Annotated in this window: 10 protein-coding genes; 1 reads left to right on the top strand and 9 read right to left on the bottom strand. The window is 29.0% G+C overall.

Annotated elements, in window-relative coordinates; translation table 11 throughout:
- Position 1: 1 nt before the first annotated feature.
- The gene (locus CNEONATNEC86_RS01575; RefSeq protein WP_058293482.1) at positions 2-1204 is read right to left on the bottom strand and encodes an efflux RND transporter periplasmic adaptor subunit; all 1203 of its coding nucleotides are present in this window, start codon (positions 1202-1204) and stop codon (positions 2-4) included.
- A gap of 317 nt (positions 1205-1521) precedes the next feature.
- Between CNEONATNEC86_RS01575 and CNEONATNEC86_RS01570 the strand changes: the two genes are divergently transcribed.
- Positions 1522-2007, top strand: coding sequence for a MarR family winged helix-turn-helix transcriptional regulator (locus CNEONATNEC86_RS01570; RefSeq protein ID WP_058293483.1), 486 nt, complete (start codon positions 1522-1524; stop codon positions 2005-2007).
- Positions 2008-2052: 45 nt separating this feature from the next.
- On the opposite strand, the gene CNEONATNEC86_RS01565 is transcribed toward CNEONATNEC86_RS01570, so the two are convergent.
- The 8 genes from CNEONATNEC86_RS01565 to CNEONATNEC86_RS01530 all read right to left on the bottom strand — a co-directional run bounded on the left by CNEONATNEC86_RS01565 (position 2053) and on the right by CNEONATNEC86_RS01530 (position 11530).
- Positions 2053-3300, bottom strand: a complete 1248-nt coding sequence (locus CNEONATNEC86_RS01565; protein WP_125149640.1) for an ABC transporter permease — start codon at positions 3298-3300, stop codon at positions 2053-2055.
- Positions 3291-4028 carry an ABC transporter ATP-binding protein gene (locus CNEONATNEC86_RS01560; protein ID WP_058293485.1) on the bottom strand — a complete coding sequence of 246 codons (738 nt, stop codon included), beginning with the start codon at positions 4026-4028 and terminating at the stop codon, positions 3291-3293. The genes CNEONATNEC86_RS01565 and CNEONATNEC86_RS01560 overlap by 10 nt, the downstream gene beginning before the upstream one ends.
- On the bottom strand, positions 4021-5463 hold the full coding sequence (locus tag CNEONATNEC86_RS01555) for an efflux RND transporter periplasmic adaptor subunit (protein ID WP_159135421.1): 1443 nt from the start codon (positions 5461-5463) through the stop codon (positions 4021-4023). Before CNEONATNEC86_RS01555 ends, CNEONATNEC86_RS01560 begins: the two co-directional genes overlap by 8 nt.
- A gap of 14 nt (positions 5464-5477) precedes the next feature.
- Positions 5478-6605, bottom strand: a complete 1128-nt coding sequence (locus CNEONATNEC86_RS01550) for a TolC family protein (protein WP_125149638.1) — start codon at positions 6603-6605, stop codon at positions 5478-5480.
- A 190-nt stretch (positions 6606-6795) separates the two neighbouring features.
- Entirely contained in the window at positions 6796-7797 is a 1002-nt protein-coding gene (locus tag CNEONATNEC86_RS01545; RefSeq protein ID WP_159115480.1) for a LacI family DNA-binding transcriptional regulator, read from the bottom strand.
- A gap of 296 nt (positions 7798-8093) precedes the next feature.
- On the bottom strand, positions 8094-9599 hold the full coding sequence (gene malQ / locus CNEONATNEC86_RS01540) for a 4-alpha-glucanotransferase (protein ID WP_125149637.1): 1506 nt from the start codon (positions 9597-9599) through the stop codon (positions 8094-8096).
- A gap of 165 nt (positions 9600-9764) precedes the next feature.
- Positions 9765-10664, bottom strand: a complete 900-nt coding sequence (locus CNEONATNEC86_RS01535; RefSeq protein ID WP_125149636.1) for a carbohydrate ABC transporter permease — start codon at positions 10662-10664, stop codon at positions 9765-9767.
- Positions 10664-11530, bottom strand: coding sequence for a carbohydrate ABC transporter permease (locus CNEONATNEC86_RS01530; RefSeq protein WP_125149635.1), 867 nt, complete (start codon positions 11528-11530; stop codon positions 10664-10666). Before CNEONATNEC86_RS01530 ends, CNEONATNEC86_RS01535 begins: the two co-directional genes overlap by 1 nt.
- Positions 11531-11667: the final 137 nt, after the last annotated feature.

Raw genomic sequence — 11667 nt, 5'->3', positions numbered from 1 at the left:
ATTAGTCCTCCTTTACTACTGTAAATAATTTACTTCCATCTTTAATACGTGATAAACCTGAAATTACTATAGTATCTTTATTGTTTACACCACTTTTGATCTCTATTCTTTCTGCTGTTTCAATACCTGTTTGAACTTCGACTTTTTTAGCTTTATTATCTGCTGTTACTACATATACATATTTTTTATTATCCTCTTCAAATACAGCTTTTTTAAGTACACTAATTGTGTCATTTTTATTTTCTGTAGTAACTTCAACATCTGCTGCCATTCCGCCTTTAATTTTACCTTCAGAATTATCAGCAATAACTTCCACTGTATATAATGATGTTGAATTATTAACTACAGATGGCACTGTTTTTATTGTTCCTTCTGCATCCTCACCATTAACAGTAACCTTTACTTTATCTCCAACTACAAATTTATCTATATCATTTGATGTTATTTTCAAATCTATTTGGATTATTGATGGATTTGATATAGTAAATGCCGGAGAACCTTGTGCTATTAATTCGTTCTCTGTGCAATTTTTAGCAGTTACAATTCCATCAACTGGAGAAGTCAATGTAAGTTTTTCTAAATTTCTTGCTACCGAATCATAACTCGCCTTAGCTTGTCCAACTCCTTTTTGACCTGCTTCTTCAACTTTAGGCAACAACTCATCGTAACTCTTTATTGCACTATCTAATGCTTGTTTTGCTTGATTATACCCTTGCTCAACTTGTTTATACGTATCTTCACTTATTGCATCTGAATTATATAATTGTGTTTGTATTTCATAATTTCTTTTAGCTTCATCATACGCTAATTGTGCATTCTTTAAGGCTGTTTCTAAACTAATTTTAGTTTGCTCTATATTACTGTCACTAGTAGCCTTCGCAGATTCAACAGCTGCACGTGCCGTATTAACTCCATCCTGTACATCATTTCCTTTTATTGTTAAAAGCACATCTCCTTTATGAATTTCTTGCCCAACTTCTACTTTTATTGATTCTACAGTTCCACCAATCTCTACCGATACATCTGTTTCATCTTTAAGTTTTGTTGTTCCTGAAAATGAATTTGTATTTTTTATTTCACCTTTTTTAACAGCTTGTACAGATACTGCTATAGATTCTTCTTTTATTTCAATTTCCTTGCTACCACAGCCTACCAGCGATAATGCCGTAAGCATTACCAAAACTAATGCTAAATGCTTTTTCATATTTTCCTCCCCAATCTACTATATTCAATGAATTCTAGTACAATATTATTGCTTTTAATACTATATCATATATCATAGCTTATACTCCTTATTTTTTTCTTAATATTAACTTAAATAGAACTTATGATTTATTTTGTATTTATATTCCATATAATTCTCGTTTATATTGCATATAAAACCAGTATATAGCTGATTATAATTTCATAACTATTCTAAGTTAATAACTTTTTTCTTGTTAATAAATTGTTCATAGTCTATAATAAATACTAATGACTTTATAAAATTTACATTATATTATAGGAGTGTTGATATATATTATGAATGAAATATTATTAAATAGACTGGCAGATTCTTTATTTGATTTCTTAATAATAGCTAGAAATAATATTATTAATGAAGATGAGTTTCTAAAAAATTTTCCTATTCCGCAAAAAAAGTTTGAAGAATATATGAAAAAGTGTCCTATGCCACCTTCACATATAAAAGTAATTATTTATCTTGCTAGAGTTAATTCAGCACCCATATCTCAGATTGCTTCTACTTTAAACATTTCAAAGTCAAATATGACTCCAATTATAGATAAATTAATATCGTATGGACTTGTTAATAGATATACTGATGAAAAAGATAGACGAATTTTACGTATCGAATTAACTGAATTGGCATTTAAGTTTTTTAATTCCTTTAAAGATTATGCTAAATCTGCATTGTTAGATAAGATAGCAATTCTTCCTGATGATGATCTTAAAGAAGCACAATATTGTATTGAAAAATTAACTTCTATTTTTTTAAAACTATCTTAAATACGAAAAGCAGATGACATCTAATAATGCCATCTGCTTTTTATTTTATTCATATCTCAATGCTTCAATAGGATCTAATTTTGCTGCTTTTTTAGCTGGATAATATCCAAAGAAAACCCCTATTCCCATAGAAAATGCAAGGCTTATAAATATTGTTGGTATTGAAACAGATACCGGTACTTTTAATACTAAACATGCAATTATTCCTGTTCCTACACCTAAAGTAATTCCTATAACACCACCTATTGCACATATAATAACCGCTTCTGTAATAAACTGCATTTTTATATGAGAACTCTTAGCCCCCAATGCTTTTCTTGTTCCAATTTCTCTTGTTCTTTCTGTAACTGATACAAGCATAATGTTCATTACACCTATTCCACCAACTAAAAGTGAAATAGCAGCTATAACTGAAACCACTAATGAAACTATACTTAGCATTTTGGTAAATCCCTCTACTTGGCTCTCACCATTGTATACATCAGCTGTAAAATATTTATTTGTCTTATATTTATTTTCAAAATATTTTTGTAATTCTTCAGTTAATTTATTCGAATCACTTCCTGGTTTAGGCTTTATTGTGAAATTATCATAATTCTTCTTATCAGCTGACTCCTTTACTGATGTTACAGTGGTATAAACAGCTGTAGGCATATCATCTTCATTTCCCATTCCACCCTCAAACATTGATTTCTTATATTCATATATACCTACGATAGTATATGTAGTAGAATTTTCTCCTAAAGAATCCGTTACTTTAAACTCTTTTCCCAAAGGATTGGGTTCATTTTTAAATAACTTTTTCACTAATTTATCTGATACTACTGCTGTTTTTTTATTTCCTTTTACATCTTTTTTAGATATAAATCTTCCTTTTAATATTTTAAAGTTTTCTACACTTTTATATCCTGCATTAACTCCTGTTATATATACATTAGCTGTTGATCTCCCTGATGTTTTTGCTTCCCCACTTATTCCTCTTTCACTCACTTCAACGTCTAATATTTCACTGTTAAATCTTTCTTTAACACTATCTAAGTCTTCAAGTGAAAGTAAATCATTATCTTCTGCTTCTCTATCACTATCACCTTTTTGATACACATAACCATATATATTTCCCGCTCCCATATCGGACATTAAACTGGTAACTGATGCGCTAAGTGCACTTCCTATTGAAACAATAGAAATAACTGAAGATATTCCTATTATTATTCCAAGCATAGTAAGAAGCGATCTCATTTTATTTGATTTAAGACCAGCTATAGCTAGCATTATATTTTCTTTTATAAACATGACTTTTCACCTTCTGGGAAACGCCTTATGAAATTACTATTTTGTCTTTCATTTACTATCTTCCCATCCCTTACAGTTATAATTCTTTCAGTCTCATCTGCAAGTTCACTGTTATGAGTTATAAGCACTATAGTTTTACCTTCCATTTCATGTACCTTATGAAATAGATCCATAACTAATCTTCCTGTTTCAGAGTCCAATGCTCCTGTAGGTTCATCTGCAAGTATTATACTAGGATCATTAGCTAAAGCTCTTGCAATTGCAACTCTTTGCTTTTGTCCTCCTGATAGTTCATTAGGTAAATGGGTCATTCTTTCCCCCATATCTACTAATTCAAGTAGCTCCTTAGCTTTTTCAATTCTTTTCTTTTTATCTATTCCAGCATAAAGCATTGGTAATTCTACATTCTTTAACGCTGTACTTCTAGGTATTAAGTTAAATGTCTGAAATACAAAGCCAATTCTTTTATTCCTTATATCAGATAACTCATCATCACTTAGCTCATTTATATTAGAACCATCTAAGAAGTATTCTCCTGATGTTGGTCTGTCTAAAGCTCCAATTATATTCATTAGTGTACTTTTCCCCGACCCAGAAGCTCCAACAATAGATAAAAATTCACCATTCTTTACATCTATATCTATCCCTTTTAATATATCCAACTGGTTTTCAGTTCCAATGTAAAAGCTTTTTATTATATTTTTCATTTCAATTACATTATCACTCAACAACTTCACCACCCTGATTCATCATCATCGGATTAGCTAATTTCACTTCAGTACCAACTGTATATGATGTAGGATCATTTACAACAATTAAATTATCTTTTATTTTATCTCCTGATATTTCTATATTTACATCCGACTCCATTCCTGTGATTACTGGAATTTCCTTAACTATATATTTATCCTTATCAGTTTGTTCTAGAATATATATACTTTGTCCATTTTCTCCATCTACAATGCAATCAAATGGCACTGTATAAATATTATTAGATTCTTCTACAACTATTTTAGTTCTAGCATTCATACCAATCTTAATCTTATTATCTGGATTTTTCAATTTTATTTTGGCTTTAAATGCTGAGCTAGTACTACTAGAATTTGATCCAGAATTTGACTCTGATGCAGAAATCTCTTTTTCTGCCGTATCAGTGACACTTGCAACTTCACCATCTACAAATGCTTCATCCTCCATAGCATCAGTCCTTATTTCAACTCGTTGTCCTGCCTTCACATCTAATATGTCTACCTCTTTAATAGGAACCTCTATATATACATCATCTAAATTCTCAATTACAAATAATGTTCCATTTGCAGCTTCTCCTTCTTTGGCATTAACACCTGTAATCGTTCCACTAACAGAGGCTCTTATTTGACAATTTTTCAAATCTTCTTGCTTATCTTTTAAAGCCGATTTTTTACTATTATCATTAGCTTTGATTTTAGCTGACTCGTAATCTTCTTTTGCAGTTTGAAGTTTATCTTTCGCATCTGTTTTAGCATTTTCCAAACCAATCACAGCTTCATCATATGCCATTTTTGCTGCATTAAGATCTGTTTCTGATTTTTTAAATACTTGCTCTGAAACTTCTCCATAATTAAATAACTCTTTATTATATTCATAATTGCTTTGCGCTTCTTCCAATGCAACCTTCTTTTCATTCAAAGTTGATTTTGCTGTATTTACTTCACTATTCATATCATTTTGTTCTTTATATAGCGTATTTTCATACACTCTCTTTTTACTTTGTAAATCTAGATCTGAAGACTGATCATCCTGCTCTATACTCTCAGTTTCCTCTTTAATCTGTCTTTCAAGTTTTTCACTATCAATTACCGCTAAAACATCGCCTGCTTTAACTTTATCTCCTACCTTAACATTTACTTGTTTAATATTACCTTCAACTTTTGAATATATATTAGTTACCTTTTCACTTTCAACAGTACCTGTTGCATCTATACTGTTTACTATTTGTGACTTTGCTAAAGTAGTGTAATTTGAAATAATAATATCCTTAGGTATTAAGAAGGGTTTTGCTACAAATCCAATTATTATAAGTACTATTACTCCTAATACTATAAACTTCTTTTTTATTTTAAACTTTTTTATGTGTATATTTTTAGGCTTTAGCTTACTCAAATCTGGCTTAGTTAACTTCATTTTTTTCTTCCTTTCTAAATCAAGTATCCATCTTTCATTTGCATATATTTTAAATAGTTTACATATAAGGTATTTTTTTCTTTTATATATTCTGATTTTTGATTTATTAATTGTATATATGCTTCCTCACATTCTTTATTAGATATATATCCATGATTTAATTTTACCTTCTTAATATTGAAAGCATTTTCTTTATCAGTTAACTTATTCATGCTATTTTTTATACTATTATAAGAATTCATTAGATTATTATAATTATCTTGAAAAGTTAAACGTAAATCACTTTTTCCTTTTGTCAATTCCAATTCTGCATTATCTATTTCATAGTCATCACTATCATCATTGTCTTCAACTTGATCCAGCTCTATCTTTTTAATTTTTATGTTACTATTATTGTTAATCACTTGATTAAAATCTTCTTCAAAGTCTATATTGGCAATTTTACTAATATCAAAATCCAAATTTTCATTTACAGTTATATTTTCATCATCTATTCCTAAGGCACTTTTTAATTCCTTTAAACTCATTTCTTCATCTGTTATTGATTTATTATACGTATTTTCTATATCTATAAAATCTACAGTATTAGTCAAGTACTCATTTCTTGAGATATATCCCATGTCGTACTTAGCTTTATTAATGTTATTTTTATCTTTATTGTAATTTACTTCTTCTTCTTTTATATCTTTAAGAGATTTATTATATAAATAATCTATATATTTTTGTTGAGCAGTTGTAACTAAGTCTCTAACTTTATTTTGATATGTAATTCTAGCAATCTTTAAATCATCTTTTTTCTTATCATATTCCTTTTCTAAAGTATCTAATTCTGCTTCTTTTTGATTTATTTTTTCACTTTTATCATCAGGCTTGTCTGAATCAGTTATTTTTTCACTTTTATCATCAGCCTTCAAATCAGTTATCTCTCTCTGTAATTTATTAATCTTTTTATCTAAGTCCTTATAGTATTGTATTTTACTTTCAAGAGAATTCTTTGCAATTTTTAATTCGATGTTGTTGTCTATTACAATCTCATCAATATTATCAATAGAAACAATAATCCCCTTTTCACTTGCTGAAGCCGGAATTATATTGATTATAAGTAATAGCATACATATAAATGATGAAATTTTCAGTCTCATGGTAATCCCTCCCTAATTATGTATTATATTTTATTTTTTGCATAATTTTATTAAATATATTCATGGCTTTATTGTACCATTTACTAGCAATGTTTTCCCTTAAAGAATTATTAAATTTTTCATAAATATAAAGAAAAAAATCTTTAGAATTGTAATATACCTATTCTAAAGATTTTTTAATATAAAATCATTATCTAAATGATTCTCTATATATGATTTTCGACTCTACTATGTAATGATTAATTTTCCTTTGATTATCTTCTAAATAATCAATTAAGATTTTAGATGCATAATATCCAAGCTCATGAGAATTTATATCTACTGATGATAATTTAGGAGTTTGAAACTCTGCCAATGGACTATTATTAAAGCCTATAATTGAAATGTCTGTAATGTTTTTTTCTTTAAATACATTTAATACCCCAAATGCTAAGACATCATCTTCAACTATTATTGCTGTAGGATGACTATTTTCTAATAATATATCAGCTGCTTTAGCGCCATCTTTTTCATTGAAATCAGGCATCATTATAATATTTTTATCTTCTATTGGGATTCTATTCATTTCACATGCCACTTTAAATCCATATAGTCTGTCCCTTGTAACGTTCCATTCTTCTCTCGCTCCAATAAAACTTATGTCTCTATGTCCCTTTTTATATAATTCTCCTACTAGGTTATAAGTGGTTTGAAAATTATCATTATCAACCCATAACATTCCATCAGCTTCCTCTGGTCTTCCGATTACAACAAAAGGAAAATCCATCTGCTGAAGGTATTTAATACTTTTATCCTCTGGTCTAGCACGAAGTAAACATACACCATCTACCAAGTTGCTGGTTATAAAGTTATTTATATTATCATACTCACTTTTTTCATCTTCACTAAATGCATAAGTTATATAGTACTTCTTCTTTTGAGCATATTCACTCATGCCTTTCATAGCTTGAATAAAAAATGGATTTGTAATTAAATCTTGATCTTCGTTAGGTAGAACTACACCAATAATCCTACTTTTATTATTTGCCAAACTTCTCGCTATAGCATTTGGTTTGTATTTTAATCTATTAATAACCTCTCTTACTTTTTCCTTAGTCTTATCACTAATTTGTGGACTATCAGATATAACTCTAGATACTGTTGAGGGAGAAACATTTGCTTCTTTAGCAACTTCCTTGATTGTAACTTTCATACACTTACCTCCTAATTTTATTTATTCTAGCCCTCAAGTTTTGATTATAAATATTATAAAACTGCAAATTGTTTAAATTCAATATAAATATTTTTAAATATTATAATACATAAAGAAAGACTATCATTTATCATTTTACTCAATATTGTTAAATGCATCCAATTATACAATAAATATATATTATATTCTATAATACAATTGATATATTGTATATAAATATATTAGATAACTAATAAAGTAAATGAGATCCCATGATAGTCTTTTTTTAATACATCATTTATAGAAGTCATATTTAATTATAATTGTTTGTCTTCTTCTACATATCTTCCATAAATCTTTGTCATTTCTTTCATTCTTTTAGCTAATTTATTATCATAAGCCCTAGCTTTCATTCTCCAACGCCAATTTATACCTAGTGTAGATGGTAAATTCATTCTAGCAGAATTGCCTAAATCCAAGAAATCCTGCATTTGTGCTATAGCTATATCTGCAACGCTACTCCAAGCACTTCTAATAAATCCCCATGAATATCCTTCTTCTTCTGTCAACTTTAAATACTCAATTGCTTTTTCAACATACTCTTTTTCTCCTGTTTTCTCCATCCATCCTCTTACAGTATCATTATCATGTGTTCCAGTATATACTATAAAATTCTTATCATAATTATGTGGAAGAAATGGATTATTATAATCACTATCAAAGGCAAAAGTTAATATCTTCATTCCAGGATATCCAGTATCATTTCTTAATTTTATTGTTTCTTCTGTTAATGTCCCTAAATCTTCAGCAATAATATTTACATCCCCCAATGCATCTTTAATTGCATTAAATACTTTTATACCTGGACCTTTTACCCACTCACCATTTTCAGCAGTTTTATCACCATATGGAATTGACCAATATGATTCAAATCCTTTAAAATGATCTATTCTTAAAACATCATATATTTTAAAACTTTGCCTTATACGATCAATCCACCATTTATAGTGGTCCTTCTCCATATGATTCCAATCATATATAGGATTTCCCCACAATTGACCTGTTGCTGAAAATATATCTGGTGGACATCCAGCAACTTTTAATGGTCTTAAAGTTTCCTTGTCCAACATAAACGCATCTGGGTTTGCCCAAACATCTGCGCTATCCTCTGCTACATATATTGGCATATCTCCAATTATCTCAATTCCTAATTCATTTAAATATGTTTTTAATTTTGTCCATTGCTTAAAAAATTCAAACTGCAAGAATTTCCAATAACTAATATCATCTTTTAGGTCTTCTTTATATTTAAACATAGCTTCTGGCTTTCTTAATCTTATATCCTCATCCCATGTCTGCCAGCTTCTTAGGTCAAAACTATTCTTAACTGACATATATAATGCATAATCATCTAGCCATGCATCTTCTTCTTCTATAAACAGTTTCAATTCTTTAATGTCTTTTGATTTAGAATTTTCATATGCCTTTCTTAAGACTTTCATTTTATTTCGAAATATAATTCCGTAGTCTATATCTTCTTCATTACTTCCAAAATCAACTGACTCATAGTCTTCTTTCTCTAAAAGTCCATCTTTTCTTAATAAATCAAAATCTATGAAATAAGGATTTCCTGCAAAAGCCGAAAAAGATTGGTATGGTGAATCTCCAAAGCTAGTCGGACCTAAAGGTAGTATCTGCCAATACTTTTGTCCTGCTTCCTTAAGGAAATCTCCAAATTTATACGCTTCTTCACCAAATGTTCCTATTCCATATTTTCCTGGCAAAGAAGAGATATGCATTATAACACCACTACTTCTGTCCATAAAAACCTCCTACAATAATTTAATATTAAAACTCTTACTACTTTTAGGTTATAAATTCACTCAATCGGTTGCATTATTATATGTAAATATAGAGCTTCACTAGATGTGAATTTATATATTTTTATACACTTTCTTTCATAGAAACCCTATATTTACATTATACACCTATTTTATTGATCCTTGTACTATTCCAGCAATTATTTGCTTTTGTACAAAGAAGTAGAAAATTATTATTGGGATTATTGCCATTATCAATGCTGCCATTGCTAATTCCCATTGCTTTGAAAATGCTCCAAAGAAATTATTCATTGCAAGAGGTATTGTATTTATTTTTCCATTAACAGTTAAGAAAGGTAAAAGGAAGTCATTCCATATCCAAATACTATTTAAAACTGCTACTGTAACTGTTGTTGATTTTAATAATGGAAAAACAATTTTTCTAAAAGTTTGGAATTTAGTACATCCATCTATTACTGCTGCTTCTTCAAGTTCTGCTGGTATACTTTTAATAAATCCATGATATAGGAATATACTCATACAACATCCAAATCCTATATACATAAATATTAATCCATAGTGTGTTCCAATCATACTTATGGAACCGAACCTAAATTTTCCCATCCACTGTACAAGTGGTATCATTACAGCTTGGAATGGTACTATCATACCTGCTGTAAATATATAAAATGCAACCTTGCTCTTTGTAGTCCTATCTCTCACAAGAACCCATGCAGCCATTGCTGAGAATACTATTATTAATATTACACTAAATACTGTTATTATCATAGAGTTAGCAAATGAGCTAATAAAGTCCATTCTATCTATGGCTGTAGCATAATTACTAAAATTCCAATTTGCAGGCAACCCTGTTGTATTAGCAAATATCTCTCTTCTTGTCTTAAATGAATTTATAAACATTAAGTAAAAAGGAGTCATATATAGTATTAATAGTACCCATGAAAAAACTTCTAATAATTTTAGCTTTCCAGTATAACTATCTAATGTCTTTAATTTTTTATTCTTTTTATTTTCTACAGAAGTTTCTAATGTCTTATTTGCTTCCATTATGCTTCAACCTCCTTCTTCTTATTGAAATAAACTTGTGTCAACGAAATACATGCAACAATTAAGAAGAATATTATAGCTTTAGCTTGCCCAAATCCCATGTTGTTTACAACAAATGCTTCTCTATATATATTTAACGCCATCATTTCTGTCGCTTTTCCTGAACTTAATGAGAAGTTTAAATCAAACATCTTAAATGATTGTGATAATGTTAAGAATAAACATACTGTTATTCCTTGTCTAACCATTGGTATTGTTACATTATTAAATGTCTGCCATCCATTAGCTCCATCTATATGTGCTGCTTCTATTAAATCTTTAGGTACATTTTCTAATGCCGATACATATATAACCATAATATATCCGGCATATTGCCATGTTGAAACAAATATCATTGCAAATACTGCTGTTCCTGTATTCTGAAGCATTGAAGTTGAAAGTATTGTACTTCCTAATGTCTTACCTAAATTCACAAATACTGAGTTAAACATGAATTGCCATATAAACCCTAAAATCAATCCACCTATTAAGTTTGGCATAAAGAAACCAGTTCTTAAGAAATTTTTTGTTTTTAAATTTCTTGTAACCGCATATGCTAAGCCAAATCCAACTAGGTTAATTACTATGACACTTATGAATGTATAAACAATTGAAACCTTAAATGAATATATGAATTGTGCATCAGTGAAAATACTTGCATAATTTTTTAATCCCACAAAATCATATTTCGGATTAGCGCCATTCCAATTTGTGAATGTATAATATATACCAATTATAAACGGGATTATTACTACCATTGTAAAAGCGAATAGACAAGGACCTATGAATATCCAAAAATCCCTACTATCTCTTGTTTTCTTAGTCATATCTATACTCCTTTCCTAACTACATTTAATACATACCCAAAACAATCTTACTAACATAATTTCTTTATACCACTTAATATTAATTGTTTAATATATAAGGGAATCATATATGTTCCCTTATATATTTTAATTTCTAT

Source organism: Clostridium neonatale, assembly GCF_900465025.1.
Lineage (GTDB): Bacteria > Bacillota > Clostridia > Clostridiales > Clostridiaceae > Clostridium > Clostridium neonatale.
This window is presented reverse-complemented; position numbering and strand designations above follow the sequence as displayed.

Coding starts and splice junctions, on each gene's coding strand:
- CNEONATNEC86_RS01575 (WP_058293482.1), bottom strand. CDS start 1,204: ATGAAAAAGCATTTAGCATTAGTTTTGGTAATGCTTACGGCATTATCG.
- CNEONATNEC86_RS01570 (WP_058293483.1), top strand. CDS start 1,522: ATGAATGAAATATTATTAAATAGACTGGCAGATTCTTTATTTGATTTC.
- CNEONATNEC86_RS01565 (WP_125149640.1), bottom strand. CDS start 3,300: ATGTTTATAAAAGAAAATATAATGCTAGCTATAGCTGGTCTTAAATCA.
- CNEONATNEC86_RS01555 (WP_159135421.1), bottom strand. CDS start 5,463: ATGAAGTTAACTAAGCCAGATTTGAGTAAGCTAAAGCCTAAAAATATA.
- CNEONATNEC86_RS01550 (WP_125149638.1), bottom strand. CDS start 6,605: ATGAGACTGAAAATTTCATCATTTATATGTATGCTATTACTTATAATC.
- CNEONATNEC86_RS01545 (WP_159115480.1), bottom strand. CDS start 7,797: ATGAAAGTTACAATCAAGGAAGTTGCTAAAGAAGCAAATGTTTCTCCC.
- malQ (WP_125149637.1), bottom strand. CDS start 9,599: ATGGACAGAAGTAGTGGTGTTATAATGCATATCTCTTCTTTGCCAGGA.
- CNEONATNEC86_RS01535 (WP_125149636.1), bottom strand. CDS start 10,664: ATGGAAGCAAATAAGACATTAGAAACTTCTGTAGAAAATAAAAAGAAT.
- CNEONATNEC86_RS01530 (WP_125149635.1), bottom strand. CDS start 11,530: ATGACTAAGAAAACAAGAGATAGTAGGGATTTTTGGATATTCATAGGT.